General features: G+C 52.9%; 13 protein-coding genes. 7 read left to right on the top strand and 6 right to left on the bottom strand.

What is annotated here, in order from left to right:
- Nucleotides 1-3: 3 nt before the first annotated feature.
- The 3 genes from Q0294_RS07210 to Q0294_RS07200 form a co-directional block, all read right to left on the bottom strand.
- Complete coding sequence (locus tag Q0294_RS07210; protein ID WP_299462561.1) at nt 4-765, bottom strand: ATP-binding cassette domain-containing protein; 762 nt, start codon at nt 763-765, stop codon at nt 4-6.
- A 155-nt stretch (nt 766-920) separates the two neighbouring features.
- Complete coding sequence (gene mqnC / locus Q0294_RS07205; RefSeq protein ID WP_299462558.1) at nt 921-2,051, bottom strand: cyclic dehypoxanthinyl futalosine synthase; 1,131 nt, start codon at nt 2,049-2,051, stop codon at nt 921-923.
- Nucleotides 2,020-2,841, bottom strand: a complete 822-nt coding sequence (locus tag Q0294_RS07200; protein WP_299462555.1) for a menaquinone biosynthetic enzyme MqnA/MqnD family protein — start codon at nt 2,839-2,841, stop codon at nt 2,020-2,022. Before Q0294_RS07200 ends, mqnC begins: the two co-directional genes overlap by 32 nt.
- Nucleotides 2,842-3,129: 288 nt before the next feature.
- Here Q0294_RS07200 and proC point away from each other — a divergent pair, with 288 nt between their 5' ends.
- The 6 genes from proC to Q0294_RS07170 all read left to right on the top strand — a co-directional run bounded on the left by proC (nt 3,130) and on the right by Q0294_RS07170 (nt 11,771).
- Nucleotides 3,130-3,954 carry a pyrroline-5-carboxylate reductase gene (gene proC / locus Q0294_RS07195; RefSeq protein ID WP_299462553.1) on the top strand — a complete coding sequence of 275 codons (825 nt, stop codon included), beginning with the start codon at nt 3,130-3,132 and terminating at the stop codon, nt 3,952-3,954.
- Nucleotides 3,955-4,135: 181 nt separating this feature from the next.
- Nucleotides 4,136-6,901 carry a prolyl oligopeptidase family serine peptidase gene (locus Q0294_RS07190; protein ID WP_299462552.1) on the top strand — a complete coding sequence of 922 codons (2,766 nt, stop codon included), beginning with the start codon at nt 4,136-4,138 and terminating at the stop codon, nt 6,899-6,901.
- Between the two features lie 116 nt (nt 6,902-7,017).
- Nucleotides 7,018-8,013, top strand: a complete 996-nt coding sequence (locus Q0294_RS07185; RefSeq protein WP_299462549.1) for a zinc ABC transporter substrate-binding protein — start codon at nt 7,018-7,020, stop codon at nt 8,011-8,013.
- A 106-nt stretch (nt 8,014-8,119) separates the two neighbouring features.
- Nucleotides 8,120-8,935 carry an ABC transporter ATP-binding protein gene (locus Q0294_RS07180; protein WP_299462546.1) on the top strand — a complete coding sequence of 272 codons (816 nt, stop codon included), beginning with the start codon at nt 8,120-8,122 and terminating at the stop codon, nt 8,933-8,935.
- On the top strand, nt 8,932-10,443 hold the full coding sequence (locus Q0294_RS07175) for an iron chelate uptake ABC transporter family permease subunit (RefSeq protein ID WP_299462543.1): 1,512 nt from the start codon (nt 8,932-8,934) through the stop codon (nt 10,441-10,443). Before Q0294_RS07180 ends, Q0294_RS07175 begins: the two co-directional genes overlap by 4 nt.
- Nucleotides 10,443-11,771, top strand: coding sequence for a metal ABC transporter permease (locus tag Q0294_RS07170; RefSeq protein WP_299462540.1), 1,329 nt, complete (start codon nt 10,443-10,445; stop codon nt 11,769-11,771). The genes Q0294_RS07175 and Q0294_RS07170 overlap by 1 nt, the downstream gene beginning before the upstream one ends.
- Before the next feature lie 79 nt (nt 11,772-11,850).
- Here Q0294_RS07170 and Q0294_RS07165 read toward each other — a convergent pair whose 3' ends face one another.
- The 3 genes from Q0294_RS07165 to Q0294_RS07155 all read right to left on the bottom strand — a co-directional run bounded on the left by Q0294_RS07165 (nt 11,851) and on the right by Q0294_RS07155 (nt 17,924).
- Entirely contained in the window at nt 11,851-13,197 is a 1,347-nt protein-coding gene (locus Q0294_RS07165) for an NAD(P)/FAD-dependent oxidoreductase (RefSeq protein WP_299462537.1), read from the bottom strand.
- A gap of 187 nt (nt 13,198-13,384) precedes the next feature.
- Nucleotides 13,385-14,863, bottom strand: coding sequence for a DUF1501 domain-containing protein (locus Q0294_RS07160; RefSeq protein WP_299462534.1), 1,479 nt, complete (start codon nt 14,861-14,863; stop codon nt 13,385-13,387).
- A gap of 7 nt (nt 14,864-14,870) precedes the next feature.
- Nucleotides 14,871-17,924: a DUF1553 domain-containing protein gene (locus Q0294_RS07155; protein ID WP_299462531.1), complete on the bottom strand. Its 3,054-nt coding sequence runs from the start codon at nt 17,922-17,924 to the stop codon at nt 14,871-14,873.
- A 144-nt stretch (nt 17,925-18,068) separates the two neighbouring features.
- On the opposite strand from Q0294_RS07155, the gene Q0294_RS07150 reads away from it, so the two are divergent.
- Nucleotides 18,069-18,854 (top strand): IclR family transcriptional regulator, encoded by a 786-nt coding sequence (locus Q0294_RS07150; RefSeq protein ID WP_299462528.1) that lies wholly within the window; start codon nt 18,069-18,071, stop codon nt 18,852-18,854.
- Nucleotides 18,855-19,085 lie beyond the last annotated feature (231 nt).

The following is a 19,085-nucleotide window of genomic DNA, read 5'->3' as shown; positions in this document are numbered from 1 at the left end:
GAATTATTGAGCCTTCATCGCCAGCTGGTCTTCATGCTGTTGAATTAAACTAAAGAACAGTTCTTCCATATCCGATTCATGGTATTGTTCTTCCAGTTCCGGAATACTGCCGATCGCCAGGATTTTTCCCTTATAGATCACAGCCACACGGTCACATAACTTTTCGACTTCCCGCATGATGTGTGTGGAAAAAATGATGCACTTGCCTTCGTCGCGCAGCGCTTCGATGGTTTTCAAAACCGCACGCGCCACCAGAACATCAAGGCCGGTTGTCGGTTCATCAAAGATCAGCACGGGGGGATCATGAATGATGGTCCGGGCAATGGAAACTTTCTGCTTCATCCCGGTCGACATCTTCGAACCGAGCATATCTCTGATATCCTGCATCTGCAGAGTTGTAAAAATGCGGTCCAGCCTCTGCTGTAATTCATTCTCTTCAATGTCATACAGACGACCGAAATACTCTACCATTTCCCAGGCCGTCATTCGATCATAGATGCCGGTATTGCAGGACATGAAGCCGATGTGAGTCCGCACATCCTGAGGCTGTGTCAGCACGTCATAGCCGGCGACCGTCGCCTTGCCTCCCGTGGGCTGCAAGACAGTGCTCAGCATGCGGAGACACGTCGTTTTACCGGCACCGTTCGGGCCCAGTAAACCAAAAATTTCACCAGCCTCGACATCAAAACTCACGGAATCGAGCGCGACGATGCTGCCACGACGCAAATCATCGAAACTCTTGCTAAGCTGATCGACGTGAATCATATCCGTCCACTACCCCTAATGACTGCGGAATCAGAGTGTCCGCATCGCGCTGACAAACTGAATGATGAGGCTTACTTATACGTGATTATTAATAGTAAGCATAGCCTATCACCGCGAATCGGCGTGTTTGAGGTGTTACTCTGATCGATTTTCTCTCAGTTGAGTACGGGCAGAGGAACGCGACCTGAACCTTTCGCAGGACCATTAGAATCGGGATCATCGACATATTCATAAAAGACATTGCGTTGCCGCGGAATATATCCCGATTCTGAAATACAGCGTCGAATTGTATCAACTGTCAAATGATGAGTCGTCCCTGCCTGAGACACGACGTTTTCCTCAATCATCAGACTCCCCATATCATTCGCACCGAAAAACAGCGCCATCTGACCTGTCTTTTCCCCCTGCGTGACCCAGGAAGACTGGATGTTCTTGAAGTTGTCCAGATACAGACGGCTGACGGCCTGTGTTTTCAGATACTCAAACGCACCCGCCGGGGGCACATAATCCATGTCAGTATGATCGGGCTGCAGTGTCCAGCAAATAAAAGCGGAGAAACCGCCCGTTTCATCTTGCAACTCGCGCAGACGATCCAGATGCTCAATGCGTTCGGCCAGTGTTTCGACATGACCGAACATCATCGTGGCACTCGAAATGCCGCCCAGATCGTGCCAGACCCGATTCACTTCCAGCCAGCCATCCGTCAGCACTTTCCCGCGCGTAATTTTTTTACGTACCCGATCGACCAGAATTTCTCCGCCGCCACCGGGAAGACTGCCCAGACCTGCAGCTTGCAGGCGTACCAATACCTCTCGCAAAGACAGATTGTTGAGTTTCGTGAAGTGATAAATTTCCGGCGGGCTGAAACCATGAATATTTACTGTCGGATAGCGTTCACGCAGATCGCGCAGCAAATCTTCGTACCATTCCAGTTTCAAAGTCGGATGCAGGCCTCCCTGCAACAGAATCTGGTCGCCTCCCAGAGCAATGGTTTCCTCAATTTTCTCATAAAGCTGTTCCGGTTTGAGGACGTAAACTTCCGGATCTTTGGGCGTTCGATAAAAGGCACAAAAATCACAGACCGCAGTACAGGAATTCGAATAGTTGATATTGCGATCAATATTATAGGTCCGGTAAGGCTCCGGATGCAGACGTTTCGTGACTTCGTTAGCCGCCCGCCCCAAGGCAATCAGATCATGAGACTCCATTAACTGGAGTCCTTCTTCACGATTCAGACGCTCTCCGGCGACCGCTTTATCCAGCAGAGATGCAATTTCGGAAGACAAGAGGAACTCCCTCGGGAGCAAGTCCCGTTTTAATGGCTAATTCTTGAAACAGACGTAACCCGCAACATTCTGCAGGTCCCAGATAAAAACTCAGATTATTCTTTAGATAACTTTCCGCGACAGAGACTTCAATGCCCAGTTTGGGTGCTTCCCGACGGGCGATTTCATCCAGCATCGTCACCCCCCGGTCACGGGCCTGACACAATGCCGTCTCTAAGGAACCGGTCTCCTGATCCCGTCGAACGGCCCACATCGCAAACACGAAAGGCAGGCCCGTCCAGCGTAACCATTCTTCTCCCAGATCCCAGGTCGCCACAAATTTGGCTGCCGGTGTATGAATCGCACGATCACCAATCAATAAAATCGCATCGGCTGTTGTCGCTGCAATCGTCTGCTCGATGGGCAACGGTTCTACTTCCGGGAACACACCATATTGCTCCGCCAGCATGATCCGCACCAGCGTCGCACTGGTCCGCGATCCCATATCCAACGCCAGCCGCCTGATCTGTCCCAACGGGACGCGACTATACATCTTCACACTCAACACCGGTCCCTGAGTCGCCACGCAGGCATTCGAAATGACTTCATAATTCGAATTCCGGATCACCTCAATGGAAGGCACCAGTCCCACGTCAATCCGCCCCGCTGCCAGATCATCGGCCAGCAGACTGGGATAATCTAACATCAGTTCAGCATTTTCGGCGAGATCCTCCAGATCTTGAATTAATGGCTTCGAGTTGAGATAGGAGACCGCCCCCACACGAATGGGAGGTGGAATCAAGTCAGACATTATCGTTTGGCTTTCATTTCCAGTTGCATTGTCCAACTTATTATAGCCAGCAATCTTCATCTCGCAATCAGCTCACACCATGGTTAACCAACCCGAGAATGGACTCTGATGCACATTCCGTCCGTTGGTGTTACAATTTGTAAATTATCTTAGCCCAGATTAATACATTCTAGCAGTTTGTGCCCCCTCAATCAGGGACAATCGACACGAAAATTGCAGGTCGGACAAAATTCAGCAGTAAGATCAGACAGAAATCTCAGTAAACAGGCATTAGAAAGCACCATCAGCATGTCAGAAAACAGAGGCGTGAAAGTCGGCTTCATCGGAGCTGGTCGTATGGCAACTGCCCTTGCCGGCGGATTAATCTCATCCGGCTTTACCACCCCGGACCACGTTTGGGCCAGCGATACATTCGAAGCAGCCAGAGAGCGATTTGCCCAGGAGACCGGTGCCCAGACTGTCGAATCGAACCTGACGGTCGTAGAACAGGCAGAAGTCATCATTCTGTCTGTTAAACCACAACATGTTGCGGACGTACTTGAGGAAATCAAGGGGACTCTCACGGATCGGCAACTGTTAGTTTCTATCGCTGCCGGCTGTCCTTTGTCCCTGTTTGTCGAGAAACTCGGAAAAACGAAACGGCTGATCCGGGTGATGCCCAATACCCCCTGTCTGGTCAAACAGGGCGCTTCGGCTTTCGCACGCGGCGGTCAGGCTTCCGAAACAGACGCCAGCCTGGTGGAATCATTGTTGTCTACGGTAGGTATCGCGGTGGAAGTTCCCGAGTCGCAGCTCGACGCCGTCACCGGCTTGTCGGGGAGTGGACCTGCTTATATTTATCAGGTGATTGAAGCCCTCAGCGATGGGGGAGTCCGCATGGGGCTGCCTCGACACATCGCCACTCAACTGGCCGCTCAGACCGTTAAAGGCGCCGCCGAAATGGTGCTCGAAACTGGCGAACATCCTGGAACGCTCAAGGACGCCGTCACCAGCCCTGGAGGAACAACCATCGCCGGTATCCACGCTCTGGAAGCGGGCGGTTTAAGAAACAGCCTGATGAACGCCGTCACCGCTGCCACCAACCGCTCAATTGAACTCGGAAAACAGTCCTGAGCCAGCGGGAAAACTGAGAGCCAAACCATCATCAGTGTGACGAAGTCGGCCTGATTGCCTGAGACTTTTCTCAGCCCCGTTATTTAATTTTATTAACGAACTTGTTTTCCCTGCCGGTTTTTCTCAAAATAAAATACAACGTCTATTATTTTCCTACCTGATGACACCGGGAGACACAGCCATGCTCAACCACGACGCGCGCCGCTTTTTTGTTTTCTGCTGTCTGCTTTTGACTGGCATCCCGCCTTTGTCTGCTGCCGAGCAGGATCTGAAAACCTGGCTCTCCCAGCCGATCATCGAAGCCGATCTTCCCTGGAAAGAAGTTCAACAATACATCGCACCGCGCGTCCCGGGTATGCCGGAAATTGACAGCGTCTCTGCCTGGGAAAAATATATTACGCAGGTCCGCAGTGATGTATTAAACAAAGTCGTCTACCGGGGAGAAGCTGCCAAATGGCGCGATTCCAAAATGAATATCGTCTGGCTCGAAACGATTGCAGGCGGCCCCGAATACAAAATCCAGAAGCTCAGATTTGAAGCGCTGCCCGGCTTATGGGTACCTGCGCTGCTCTATGTTCCAAATCAGCTTTCCGGAAAAGTGCCTGTGGTCATGAACGTGAACGGTCACGACCGGAATGGCAAAGCCGCCGACTATAAACAGGTACGCTGCATCAATCAGGCCAAACGAGGCATGATCGCGCTCAACATTGAGTGGCTGGGCATGGGACAGTTGAATGTGCCCGGTTTCACACATTATCAGATGAATCAGCTGGACCTGTGCGGCACGAGTGGCTTGGCTCCCTTTTATCTCTCTATGAAACGGGGGCTCGACGTTTTACTGTCGCATCCCCATGCAGACCCGAAGCGTGTTGCAGTCGCCGGTCTCTCGGGGGGTGGCTGGCAGACCATCTTTATCAGTTCACTTGATGAACGGGTCACGCTCTCGAATCCGGTCGCCGGCTATTCCAGTTTTCTGACCCGGGTTTATCACACGAAAGACCTCGGCGATTCCGAACAGACTCCCAATGATCTGGGCGTCTATGCCGACTACACGCATCTGACCGCCATGCGTGCCCCCCGCCCGACTCTTTTAACCAATAACTCGAAAGACAACTGCTGTTTTGAATCGGGTTATGCCCAGCCACCACTGCTGAAAGCGGCTTTCCCAATTTACAAACTGTACGAGAAAGAAAACTTCTTACAGAAACATATCAACGATGATCCCGGCGATCATAATTTCCTGCAGGACAACCGCGAAGCGCTGTACCGCATGCTGTCGGCGCACTTCTCTGAACCGGGAAAACCGCTGCCTGTGAAAGAAATTGAATGCAAGGCAGAAATCAAATCGGCCGACGAACTCAAAGTCGAACTGCCCGCTGACAACGAAACCTTTCATAGCCTGGCGCTCACGCTCTGTCAGAATCTCCCCCAACCAGCAAAATCGTCACAAAAGCAGCCGCGCGAAACACTCAAACAAACCGTGCATTTTAAAGAAGCAAAAGTACAAGGAACGGAAACCGGTCAGGCAACCAAAGACAAAACCACCGTCAAATTCTGGAAGCTGAAAATCGATAATGACTGGACGGTGCCTGCGGTCGAGTTTTCCAATGGCCCCTCAAAATCAACGACGATCCTCGTCGCCGATGAAGGTCGTAAGAGTCTGGCGACGAATGTGGAAAAACTGCTCGCGCAAGGAGAAACCGTTCTGGCCGTCGATCCGTTTTATTTCGGAGAATCGAAAATCAGTCAGCGTGATTTTCTGTATGGTCTGCTGGTCGCCGCCGTCGGAGAACGTCCGCTGGGCATTCAGGCAAGTCAACTGACGGCCATCGCCGGCTGGTTACAAAAGGAACGAAATCAGACGTCTGTCAAAATTCAATCAGCGGGTCCGCGCAGCAGCCTGTTCACACTCGTCGCTGCCGCCATCGAGCCCGAGGCGATTACCAGTGTCAGCCTGGAAGGTTCCCTGGGTTCGTTGAAACAAGTGCTCGAGGAGAATCAGTCGGTCAATCAGGCTCCCGAATTATTCTGCTTCGGACTGCTGAAACAGTTCGACATCAAACAGCTCGTGGAGCTGGCGGGCACAGACAAAATTCAGTTCATCGAACCGAGCGACCGTGTGAAGCAGGAGCTGTCTCAAGTTCGTGTAAAACAAGACTTCAGCTACCTGGGTGAAGGACGCAGCGAAAAACTTGACCTGTATCTGCCCGATCCCCGATTTCAAGCAGGCCCTTATCCTGCGATCGTCATTATTCACGGCGGCGGCTGGCACGGTGGAGATAAAGCAGCCACCCGAGAACAAAATATCGGCAATACTCTGGCGAAAGCGGGTTACGTCTGTGCCAGCATCAACTATCAACTGGCAAAAAAAGAGTCGAAGTTTACAGACAATCTGAAACAGGTCTGGCCTAGGAACCTGCAGGATTGCAAAACCGCGGTCCGCTTTTTAAGGAAACACGCGAACCAATATCAAATCGACGCCGACCACATCGGCGCTATCGGCGGCTCTGCGGGCGGTCATCTGGTCGCCATGCTGGCAGTGACCGGCGATGATCCGGAGTTCGAACCACAAGAGCCATATACCGGTTTTTCTTCCCGCATCCAGGCCGTCGTCCCCATGTACGGGGTGCATGATCTGCTTGCTCTGGCGCAGTCACGCGATCAGCTGTCCTCGTTTTCAGATGGGGAAAAAGAACTCTGCCGCCAGGCTTCCGCGGTGAATCACCTTACCAAAGACGATCCCCCCTTCCTGATTCTGCATGGCACCAAAGATACACTGGTTCCTGTAGAACAATCCGAACTCCTGATGGCTGCTCTGCAACAAGGCAACGTACCCGCTGAAATTCTGATTATTGAAGGCGCGCCGCACAGTTTCCATCTGCAACCCCGGCAACAGGATCTCAGGTCCACCGTACTCGGATTTTTCGATCGGCATTTGAAACCCTGATCTTTTGGCGTTCCCCTGGTGTTGACACCCAGCCAGACTCTGTTAGAATACAACAAAATGTAGCCTTGGCTACATTTAAAGGTTCGTCTACATCCATGCCTGACAGGAGATTGTTCATGAGAAGGCTTTTTGCTTTCGCCTTGTGTCTGAGTTTTTTAGCCGGTTGCCAGACAAAGGAAACTCCTTCATCCGACAAAGCGACAAACCAACCGCAGAACGGGAAACAGCTCAGCTACCCGATTCCGGTCGCGGCGACAGTGGGCATGGTGGCAGACCTTGTCAAAAATGTCGGCCGTGAGTATGTCGCCGTCACCCAAATCATGGGTTCAGGCGTTGACCCACACATGCACAAAGCCAGCCGGGATGACGTGCAGTCCATCATGAATGCCGACATTGTCTTTTACTCCGGCCTGATGCTGGAAGGCAAGATGGCGGATACACTGATCAAAGTTTCGCGCAACAAGCCGGTGTTTGCGGTCACGGAACTGATTGACCAAAAAACATTACTCGAACCGGAAGACTTCAACGGGCACTATGATCCGCATGTCTGGATGGATGTCGCTGCCTGGTCTCAATGTGTTGATGCAGTGAAAGACGCTTTAAGTCAGGTCGACCCCAAACATTCCGACGTCTATCAGAAAAATGCGGCAGACTATAAAAAGCAGTTAGCGCAATTGCATCAGTACGGTTTAAAAACCATGCAGTCAGTTCCGGAAGCGAGTCGCATCCTGATCACCTCACATGACGCCTTTAATTATTTCGGTCGCGCCTACGGCCTGAATGTTCAAGGCATTCAGGGAATCTCGACCGAATCGGAAGCGGGGCTCAAACGGATCAACGAACTTGTCGACATGCTGGTGGCAAAAAACATCAAAGCCGTCTTCGTCGAAAGCAGCGTCTCCAAAAAGAACATTTCCGCCCTCATCGATGGAGTCAAAGCGCAAGGGCACGACATCCGGATTGGCGGCGAATTGTTTTCCGATGCGATGGGTGAAACAGGCACGTATGAAGGCACCTATGTCGGCATGCTGGATCACAATTTCACCACTGTCGCACGGGCACTGGGGGGAACGGCTCCTGAAAAGGGGATGCAAGGCAAGCTCTCCCCCTGATCGAAGATTGCTCGCACATGGTTTAACGCTGCTCAAGGAAGCATTTCCTGTATTATTTCAAACAAAATCATTTCACTCCGACCATTGATGAAATAAAATCGGCCTTATGAATACGAGAGAAAGTTCCACTTCCGCCTCACCGTCTGCATCTTCTCCCATAGAAACCCCGCTCTCCGTTTATGACTTGACGGTGGCCTACCATCGCAAGCCCGTGATCTGGGATGTGAGCTTTGAAATTCCCCCGGGGAAACTTGTGGGTATCGTCGGGCCGAATGGTGCCGGCAAAAGTACCCTGATCAAAGCCATCATGGGCCTCATCCCCAAGGCTTCGGGGCGGGTCCAGATTTTCGGCAAACAGTATCAGAAGAACCGACACCGCGTGGGCTATGTTCCTCAACGCGAAAGTGTTGACTGGGATTTCCCCGTCGATGCCCTCGACGTGGTGACGATGGGTCTTTACAAGGAAATCGGCTGGTGTCTTCCCGTGCGAAAAAAGCACCGCGACCGGGCCATGGAAGCGCTCGACCGTGTGGGAATCGCCGACTATGCACACCGGCAGATCAGTCAGCTTTCCGGAGGGCAGCAACAGCGGACCTTTCTGGCGCGCGCTCTGGTTCAGGACGCCGACCTGTATCTGATGGACGAACCGTTCGCTGCTGTCGATGCCGCCACCGAAAAAGCCATCGTGAAAATCCTGCATGAAATGAAACAGGCCGGAAAAACCGCACTCGTCATTCACCACGATTTGCAGACCGTGCCCGAATACTTCGATTATGTGATTCTGCTCAACATGCGGGTCATCGACCATGGACTGACCGCAGACGTCTTCACGCCGGAGAATCTTCAAAAAACCTATGGCGGACGACTCACACTGTTGGAAGAAGCGACCGAAACCATGCGACGGCGGGAGCAGTCTTTATGAGGGCGTTTGCTCTGGTGTTGCTCTTCGCAAGTTTCTGGCCGCACTGTCTGGTGTTCGCGGCCACTGAGAGCGGGGAAATTCAAACTCAAGAATCCATCACCGACCGCAGCATCGCCATTCCGGAATGGAAAGACTGGAAACGCGTTTTTCTGCTACAGGATTATAACACGCGCGTCGTCATTCTCGGCACCACGCTGCTGGGTATGGCCGCCGGCATGATCGGCAGCTTCGCGTTATTACGCAAACGGGCGCTGATGGGAGATGCATTAAGTCACGCAACGCTGCCCGGTATTGCGATTGCCTTTATTCTCGCCACCTCGCTGGGACTGAATGGAAAATCGCTGCCGATTCTGCTGACGGGAGCCGCCGTGAGTGGCTTGCTGGGTATCGGCGGGATTCTGCTGATCCGTAATCTGACGCGTTTAAAAGAAGACGCCGCGCTTGGCATTGTACTCAGTGTCTTTTTTGGTGCCGGGATCGCTCTCCTGGGGGTCGTCCAACAAATGCAGACCGGCCACGCCGCCGGCCTGGAATCATTTATTTACGGGAAGACCGCCTCGATGGTCGCCAGCGACGCCTGGCTGATCGGTTCCGCGGGACTGACCTGCATGCTGATTTCCATTCTGCTGTACAAGGAACTGACGCTACTCTGTTTTGATGAAGGCTTTGCCATCTCACGCGGTTTTCCGGTAGTATTGCTCGACATGACGCTGATGGGTCTGGTGGTCGTCGTCACGATCATCGGCCTGCAGGCCGTCGGGCTGATCCTGATGATTTCCCTGTTAGTGATCCCGCCCGCAGCAGCCCGCTTCTGGACCGAAAAAATGGCCTACATGTCACTTGTGGCCATCGTCCTGGGAGCGCTCAGTGGAATGATCGGCTCAGCCATGAGTGCAATCTTCCCCAATCTCCCCTCAGGCGCCATGATCGTTCTGGTCGCGACCACCATGTTTCTCTTCAGCATGGTCTTCGGCATTCCCCGCGGCATTCTGATCCGCAAACTGCGTCGGCACCAGTTAAATTCAAAAGTCGATCGCCAGCACCTGCTGCGCGGTCTTTATGAATATCTGGAAGCGCGAGGACTACTCCACGACAAGCAAACAGCAGAATCCACGTTCGTCCCCCTGTCCACACTTCTTCAAATGAGGAGTTGGTCACCAGCCAAGCTGAAAAAAATCGTGAAACGGGCACAGAGGGAACAACTTGTCGTAGCACTTCAGGAAGATCAAATACGGCTGACCAGGTCAGGACTCCTGGAAGCTGCGCGCATTGTTCACGAACATCGTTTATGGGAACTCTATTTGATCACGTACGCCGACGTCGCTGCGAGCAAGGTCGATCAGGACGCCGACGCCATCGAACACGTTTTAGAACCGGAAGTCATCGCAGAGCTGGAATCGCTGCTCGTTCGTCAGTCGACGGTGGGAGTACTGCAGAGCCCGCATGCGATTCAAATCCAACAGGAAAACACCAACCCACGCCAGTCCGATTCCCGGAGGGCGAACTAATGGGTGGACTGGAACAGTGGAACTGGTTTCTGGATGGTTGGATCATTCTCGCCGGCGTTTTGTGCGCTGCATCGACAGCGTTGCTGGGCAATTTTCTTGTCCTGCGAAAAATGAGCATGCTGGGAGATGCCATCACGCATGCGATTCTCCCCGGTCTGGCGGCAGCCTTTATGATCAGCGACAGCCGCAGCAGCCTGCCGATGTTCGTCGGCGCCGTGATCGCCGGAATTCTGACCGCGCTGTTTACAGAATGGATTCGGGGCTTCGGCAAAGTGGATGAAGGGGCCTCGATGGGGGTTGTCTTCACTTCGCTGTTCGCGCTGGGGCTGGTGATGATCGTACAGGCTGCCGACCACGTGGACCTGGACCCGGGCTGCGTCCTCTACGGAGCAATTGAACTCACGCCCCTCGATACGATCCTGATTGCCGGCTGGGAAATCCCACGTGTCGTTGCGGTGCTCTCGATTGTGTTGCTGATCAACCTGCTATTCGTGATCTGTTTTCTCAAAGAACTCAAACTCAGTTCGTTTGATCCGGCACTCGCCACCACCACCGGCTTTAACGCGACGATCATCCACTATACCTTAATGACGCTGGTTGCGATCACCGCGGTCGCCAGTTTTGAAACGGTGGGAAACATTCTGGTTGTCGCGATGTTTGTCGTACCGCCGGCAGCCGCGTATATGCTGACAGACCGCCTGGGACGCATGATCGTGCTCAGCGTCATCCTGGCGATCATCGCTGCAGTCACCGGACACATCAGCGCCATCACAGTCCCCCGCTGGTTCGGATATCACAGCACGTCCACCGCCGGCATGATGGCCGTCGCCTCGGGTCTGCTATTTGTGGCGGCAGCTCTGTTTGCCCCCCGGCACGGCGTGATTGTCATCTTTTTCCGTCGCCAGATTCTCGCCTGGAAAATCCTTGCAGAAGACATCATCGCGCTGATGTACCGCATCGAAGAACGAGACCCTCAGCAAAAACCGGACGCAAACTACCTGCGCGAGATTCTGTTCTCACGATCTGTCCCGACGAAACTCACACTTCACTATCTTACAAAACAGGGACATATCGCAGACACAAACGGAAATTACGAATTAACGGAAACCGGCCGCGATCACGCACGTCAACTCGTTCGCTCGCATCGCCTGTGGGAACACTATCTGGTCGAGCACGCGGGCATGTCAGCAGAAAATATTCACAAACAGGCCGAACGACTGGAACACTTCACCGATCGGCAGTTGCGTGAAAAACTGAACGAAGACACCCTCGACACCGACCAGGACCCGCACGGCAGCCCCATTCCCCCCGAAGACGAAATTCGATAACCTCTGGTAAAGTCGATCATTTCATTGCACATTAAAGATGTCTCGGCGCAACAAGACTTTCGGCAATTCCTTCGCACTTCTAATGTTCTGAGGAAACGGGAACGTCCTGATCTTCGGGCTCTGATACTGGCTTTTGCTCTGTTGGCGGGTCCCATTCCTTGCCCACAATCAAACGTGCCCCGCGGCGGAAACTGAGATAAGACCAGCCCCATTGCATCACAACCAATACCCGGTTTTTAAACCCGGTCAGATAAAAGATGTGCACGACCAGCCAGACCACCCAGGCGAGGAATCCGGATAATTTGAACCGCCCGATTTCTACAATCCCTCGGCTGCGACCAATGGTCGCCATCTGACCTTTATCGCGAAAATGAAACTTACTGCGCGGCTTGCCTTTCAGTTCCTCGCGAATCGTTCTGCCGATAAACTTTCCCTGCTGCAGCGCCACGGGCGCGGTTCCCGGTAACGGTTTCCCGGTCTGATGTGTAAAGCTAGCCTGATCGCCGGCGACAAATACATTTTCATAACCCTGCAGACTCAAATCCGGTTCCACAATCACGCGGCCGCGATTATCAACGTGCATGCCCCCCGAATTCCCCAGTGGAGACGCTTCGACACCCGCGGCCCAGAGCACAGTCGCGGCGCGAATCCGCTCGCTTCCCAGTTCAACTCCTTCTTCGTTGATATTCGTCACCATAGAAGAAGTCCAGATCTGGACACCCAGATTCTCTAAATCGCGGGCTGCCCGGTTCGCCTGCTGTTCGGAAAACATCGGCAAAATCCGTGGTCCCGCTTCGACCAGAATCACGCGAGTATGGCTGGGATTGATCCGGCGAAAGTCCTTGGACAGCGTAAACCGGCTCATCTCGCCAATCGCACCCGCCAGTTCCACGCCCGTCGGACCGCCGCCCACAATTACATACGTCAGATATTTCTTTTGCTCATCAGGATCAGTGATTCGTTCTGCATGTTCAAACGCAGACAACACACGCTTGCGAATTTCCGTGGCCTGCGAAATATTTTTCAACCCGGGCGCGTATTGTTCCCACTCATTATGCCCGAAATAACTGTGCGTTGCTCCACAAGCCAGCACCAGATAATCATAAGGGAACTCGCCAAAATCGAATTTGACTTTTTGACCAGGCAGATCAATCGATTCCGCTTCCCCTAACAGGACGCTTGTATTTCGATAAGTTGAGAGCAGGCTCCGAATCGGCGTGGCGATATCAGCGGGACTGAGCCCTGCCATCGCAACCTGATATAAGAGCGGTTGAAACAGATGGTAGTTGTGACGGTCAACCAGAGTGACTTCGATTCCCTGAACGCCGCCCAGTTCCAATGCCGCGTTCAAGCCGGCAAAACCACCACCGATAATCAGTATCCGTTTGGTCTCTGCCCCGTCTCCAGGGCTTTGTATATTATTCATCACACTATTTTTATAGACAGGACGTTAGTACCAATCAGACAGAAAAGTTGGCGCCCTCCTCAATGTCGATCATGAACACACTCAAGCACTATTTTAGAACGATTCGAGTCGATCCGTCTATACGCACAAATTGAGTTCTTGGAAAAATCAGGCAGTCAGCCAGAGAAACAACAAGCCCAAATGAATTTCAGGCGAGAATATCGTGAATCACTTCGCCGTGCACATTCGTCAAACGGCGTTCGATGCCATTGTGATAATACGTCAGTCGCGTGTGATCAATGCCCAGTAAGTGTAATACAGTAGCATGATAATCATGCCAGGCAACAGGCTGTTCGACCGATTTCCAGCCGAATTCATCGGTGGCGCCGTAACTGATGCCGTGCTTAAGTCCGCCCCCTGCCATCCAGACGGAAAACCCGTTCATATTATGGTCGCGGCCTGTTCCCACTGTACCCGAGGCAGACTGGGTAAACGGGGTGCGCCCGAATTCTGTTGAAAACAGAACCAGCGTATCGTCCAGCATGCCCCGCTGTCTCAAATCCTTGAGTAGACCGGCGATCGGCTGATCAATGCGGGTCGCTTCGCGGAGGTGATTACGTTTGACATCTTCATGACCATCCCAATTAATCCGCGGAGATCCGAACGAACCCCCGGAAAACAACTGCACAAACCGCACCCCCTGCTCCAGTAACCGCCGTGCCAACAGACAATTACGGGCAAACGGCGCCGTCTCTTCAGAGCCAAAGCCATATAATGCTTTCGTGGCAGCCGTCTCTACAGACAGATCTGTCACTTTGGGGACGGCTAACTGCATTTTCGCCGCCAGCTCATGACTGCGAATCCGCGCTACCAGATCGCTGTTCGCCCCCGTTCGTTCCAGATGACTCTGATTGAACTGGTTCAATAACTGGCGACTGGCGACTTCCGTTGATTTTGAAATTGTTCGACCGGGAAACAGATCGCGGATCGCCGGCCCTTCAGTCTGGAACGGCACTCCCTGATGCAAGGCAGGCAGAAACCCGTTTGACCAGTTGATTGTTCCCGCAGCCGGATACCCACGCACATCAGGCAACACAACAAACGACGGCAGCTCATCGGTTTCACAACCCAGACCGTACGAGAGCCATGCTCCCAGCACCGGGAACCCGTTCAGACGAAAGCCGGTATTCTCCTGAAACGTAGCTGGCGTGTGATTCGCAGAATCGGCTTTCATAGACCGGATCAACGTCAACTCATCTGCCTGCTTCGCGATTTGAGGAAACAGTTCTGAAATCCAGAGACCACTTTTGCCTCGTTGTTGAAATTCAAAATCGTTCTTACGCAGTAATCCGACCTGGCCGAAAAACGTTTCCGGTTTTTTGTCGGTTGGCATGATTTTGCCATGCAGCTTTTGGAGTGCCGGTTTATAGTCAAACGAGTCCAGATGACTCAGACCACCGATCAGACAGATATGGATCACGCGTTTGACTCGCGGCGAAAAATGAGTCGCCGTTTGTGGTGCTATTGCTGGTGCCGCCGCGCTGAGCGTTTTCTGCTTCAACAGCAAATCCATCAGCGCCGTTCCCGCCAGTCCGGTCTTTGCCCAGGAAAAGAAATCACGACGCGACATCTTTTCAGAGTCGTTAACAAAACGGGAATCCGGATTTTGAGGAATTTGAAACGCCATGATCCACTCAATTCACATATAAAAATTCATTGCCGTTCAGAATCACCCGACACAAAGCAGACAGCCCGTATTGTTCAAGAAATTCACGAGCCATCAAAGCCTCTTGTTTTAGGGGTCGCCTTTGAAATGTCAATAAAAATAATTCTGTCACCTGTTTCTGACTTTCCGAACCGGCCCGCTGTTGCACCCGTTCGGCCAGCAGGTCCGACATCCGCAACACGAACGAGGTATTCATCAACGATAGCGCCTGTAGCGGCGTGGTTGTCGAGGCACGGTCAGGAGTCGTCGTGGAAGGATCGGGGCAATCAAACGTTTCCAACAAAGGATGACGGCCACCACGCGCGGAAAAGCGATAAATCGAGCGACGGTTGAACTCTTTGCCCACGGGATCTAACGGCTCATAAAACTGGGTCCCTTTGAAGAAATACGATTTCACATCCTGATATCCGTGCCCGCCGATTTCGGAATTCAGCTGGCCGGAAACTTTCAGGATCGAATCGCGAATCGATTCGGCTTCCACTCTCTGCGGGCTTTTCCGCCAGAGCCATTGATTGCCTGCATCGACTTTCAATGCGTCCGAATTCGGCTCGGAAGACTGTTGAAATGTCGCCGACATTAAAATCAGCCGATGTAATGATTTCAGGCTCCAACGATTGCGAATCAGTTCGACCGCCAGCCAGTCGAGCAGTTTCGGATGACTGCAGCGACCACCATTAAAACCAAAATCGTTGGGTGTATTCACGAGCCCCTGTCCGAAATGATAATGCCAGACTCGATTCACAATCACACGGGCAAACAGCGGGTTTTGGGAATCGGTCACCCAGTTCGCAAATTTCACCCGCCGATCGCGATCCGGACTGTCCACCGCCAGTTTCAGATCGCCGCTCACCCCTTTGATCGCGTTGAGCCCTCCCGGCTTCACAACATCCGCCGGCGCACTGACACTTCCCCGTCGCAGCAAATGCGACACCCCCGGGTTTCGGGACAGCGCCGCGTATACTTTGGTTGGTTGAATCGCCTGAAGGTGTTCGATCTCTGATTGCAGTCGCTTCCGTTCTTCGTGGTGCTTCTGTCGCGAATCCCGTTCCGGCTGCGTCAGCACTGCCGTAAGTTCTTCCTCTGATAAAAAGGTGCCCCCCCATTTCGCGGACGATTGAATTTCTTCAGGCGTCAATACCCGATCATACAGGCGGGCTTTCCTGATAATGCCTTTCAACAGCCGATTCCCGCCCGGCGATCCATGCCTCAAACCGAACAACACTTCCGTTTTCCCGGATGAGAATGACTGTAACTGAGACGACTGATAAGCGGCCCCATAAGACGCCCCATTCCGGTATGCGGCGATTTTACCGTCGGCTTGATAGACAATGACAAACTGCACTTCTTTTTCTGCGGCCTCTTGCTCAGGTGCTCCCTGGAACGATTTCGTTCGGCTGAAATGATCGCTGCCCGCCAGCCAGTGTCCCGGCTGCTGCTCACCAAACACAATCGCATCAAAGAGGTTTCCGTCGAGTGTCTGCACGCTGATGACGCCGCCACCACGTTGCTCAAGGTTCGCCAGCTTCACCCAGACTTCGAGCGTTTTTTCTTTCAGATCCTGATTGAGTGGTTCAGTCTGCAGAAATGCCCCATTTCCATCGAGCTGTAAACCCTGTTCGGTCTGTTTCGCCGAACCGTGTAGCGTGCCCTTCAAACCGCCCGCCAGATCCTCTGTACTTTTCTGAAAATCCCACGCCGCGATCGGGGATGACACTGAGAATGGCGTGTCTGTTTTGTCTGATGTTATGCGACTTGTCATCACACGCTGGCAGGCCTGTGACTCCAGCGCAAATAACGCTGCCTGAACTTCACGGAGTTTTTTGCCGCTTTCCGCCAACTGTTGTTGTGCCCGTGCATACTCGGGATCGGGCAGATCACGCTCGCCATGTTCGACGCCTGCTAAGGCTGCGGCAATCTGGTAATACTCCTGCTGACTGATCGGATCAAATTTGTGATCGTGACAACGGGCACAATTGACCGTCAAACCGAGAAACGTCTGGCTGACCACCCCAATCTTATCCTCCAGCTCATCCTGACGCATCGTTTCCCGCATATCTTTACTGACGGGAATCACCACATCATGCGGACCGGCAACGAGAAAACCGGTGGCGATGACCGCTTGCGGGTTGGCAGGTTCCAGCAGATCGCCGGCCAGTTGCATCCGCACAAACTGATCGTAAGGCAAATCCTGATTGAGCGCCTGAATCACCCAGTTTCGGTAATGCCAGGCATTCGTACGAGGCTGATCCCTCTCGAAACCATTGCTCTCACCAAAACGGACCACGTCCAGCCAATGTCGGGCCCAGTGTTCTCCATAATGTGGGGAGACAAGTAATCGATCCACTAATTTTTCATACGCGTCCGGCACAGGATCATTAATAAACGCCTCAACTTCTTCCGGTTCGGGGGGTAACCCGATCACAGAGAAATACAGCCGCCGAATTAACGTTCTGCGATCGGCGCGGGGCTGGGGTTGAAAACCGTGCTCCTGCAACCGCGCCCGCACAAACGCATCAATCGGATTTTGCCCCCCTAGATGATCCGGTACGTGAGGAACAACGGGCTGGCGTAACGGCTGCAGTGACCACCAGTCGTAGCCGCCCCGCTTGTTCGTTGTTTTACTGAAGGCGTCAATCGGATCGGTGCCCCACGGTGCACCGGCCTGAATCCAGTGTTTAAAAATCTGCTTCTCTTCCGCAGAGAGCGGGTGTTCGGGAGGCATCTCATCGGCTTCAATATATTGCCAGATCAAACTTTCCACCGGTTTTCCGGCGTGCAGAGCGGGGCCATTTTCCCCACCCTGAAACGCGGCCGCACGGCGGGATAAATCGAAACCGGCTTTCGGATCAAGACCCGCATGGCATTCCAGACATCGACCGGCAATCAATGGCGCGATCACACGATCAAAGTCGGCCTGCTGCGTTGCCTTGTTTTGAAAAAGATCTTCTGCCTGGCAGAACACTGCTGACGTCAGCCAGAAAATCACCGTCAGTGCCACGCATAATCTGTCACCTGCTCGCATTGCAAGATTCTTTCTGATGCTGTTCGAAAGGAGTATTGTGATGCAGCCTGCCGCCAATTCCATGATGATGAGGTTGACACACGTGTCCGGGGCTCATAACATATTCCACTATTGAAACCTATTTCATATATGAAGTCAACAACAATGAGCGTCCCGCACACAAATCCGAAAACAGATGCAGCCGCCTCCCCCAGTCTGCAGCGGGGCATTGCCTTGCTCGAATATCTGGCAAAACATTCCCATGGCTGCACGCTCAGCGAACTCAGTGAAGCGCTTTCGATTCCGCAGGCTTCTTTTTTGCGAATCGGAAAAGCGCTGGAAGAAATGGGTTATGTCTCACGCGATCACGTGACCAAAAAGTATTATCTCACGAACCGTTTCCTGCAGTTGATTCCCCCCAGCGTTCAGGATCGCCCGTTATCCGAATGTGCGATTGGAGCGATGCGAGAACTACGAGATATCACCGCTGAGACCACCCAGCTCTGCTGTCTAATTGATACGGAAATTGTGATTCTTGAACAGTTGCTGGCCCGCCACGCGTTTAAATATTCGGCCGAGATTGGTGCCCGTGCACCCTGTTACAGTTGTGCGCCGGGCAAAGCCATCGCCGCGTTTTTACCGGAAAATGAGCGAGACGATCTGGTCGATCGGATTCGCTTCAAGCGATTCACTCCGCACACGATTACTTCGAAGCGTGCGTTTCTCAATGAACTGGCTCTGATCCGCAAATGTGGGTATGCCATCGATCATGAAGAGGGGCTGGTGGGTATTCGCTGTATCGCGGCTCCGATTCGGGATCGAAATGGCATCGCCGTCGCCGCCTTCACTATTACCGGGCCAGCGGAACGAATTCCTGAGGACGAATACGAATCGCTGGGTAAAATTGTCCAATCCCGGGCCAATGCAGCGACGGCAGAATTTAATCGGTAATCATCTCGCGATCTGAGCGGATTACCAGTCTGAACCAGCCGCCCATGCAGCACAACCATTCGCATCGCCACAACCGTTGTTTTCACCATGAACGGTCCGCTTGATTCATCCGTCAGGGCAGTCTGCTGTTGGAATCGTCCCGCGCAATGTTGCAATTTGACAACCTGAGTTCGCGAACTAGTGTAGTGATTCACTCAGTTGGGCTCTTATTCAAGGCTTCGCGAGCGCGGG

Source organism: uncultured Gimesia sp. (genome assembly GCF_937919775.1).
Classification (GTDB): domain Bacteria; phylum Planctomycetota; class Planctomycetia; order Planctomycetales; family Planctomycetaceae; genus Gimesia.
Note: the sequence above shows the minus strand (reverse complement) of the source record. Positions and strands in the feature narration are given on the sequence as shown.

Coding starts and splice junctions, on each gene's coding strand:
- Q0294_RS07210 (WP_299462561.1), bottom strand. CDS start 765: ATGATTCACGTCGATCAGCTTAGCAAGAGTTTCGATGATTTGCGTCGT.
- Q0294_RS07200 (WP_299462555.1), bottom strand. CDS start 2,841: ATGTCTGACTTGATTCCACCTCCCATTCGTGTGGGGGCGGTCTCCTAT.
- proC (WP_299462553.1), top strand. CDS start 3,130: ATGTCAGAAAACAGAGGCGTGAAAGTCGGCTTCATCGGAGCTGGTCGT.
- Q0294_RS07190 (WP_299462552.1), top strand. CDS start 4,136: ATGCTCAACCACGACGCGCGCCGCTTTTTTGTTTTCTGCTGTCTGCTT.
- Q0294_RS07185 (WP_299462549.1), top strand. CDS start 7,018: ATGAGAAGGCTTTTTGCTTTCGCCTTGTGTCTGAGTTTTTTAGCCGGT.
- Q0294_RS07180 (WP_299462546.1), top strand. CDS start 8,120: ATGAATACGAGAGAAAGTTCCACTTCCGCCTCACCGTCTGCATCTTCT.
- Q0294_RS07175 (WP_299462543.1), top strand. CDS start 8,932: ATGAGGGCGTTTGCTCTGGTGTTGCTCTTCGCAAGTTTCTGGCCGCAC.
- Q0294_RS07170 (WP_299462540.1), top strand. CDS start 10,443: ATGGGTGGACTGGAACAGTGGAACTGGTTTCTGGATGGTTGGATCATT.
- Q0294_RS07165 (WP_299462537.1), bottom strand. CDS start 13,197: ATGAATAATATACAAAGCCCTGGAGACGGGGCAGAGACCAAACGGATA.
- Q0294_RS07160 (WP_299462534.1), bottom strand. CDS start 14,863: ATGGCGTTTCAAATTCCTCAAAATCCGGATTCCCGTTTTGTTAACGAC.
- Q0294_RS07155 (WP_299462531.1), bottom strand. CDS start 17,924: ATGCGAGCAGGTGACAGATTATGCGTGGCACTGACGGTGATTTTCTGG.
- Q0294_RS07150 (WP_299462528.1), top strand. CDS start 18,069: ATGAGCGTCCCGCACACAAATCCGAAAACAGATGCAGCCGCCTCCCCC.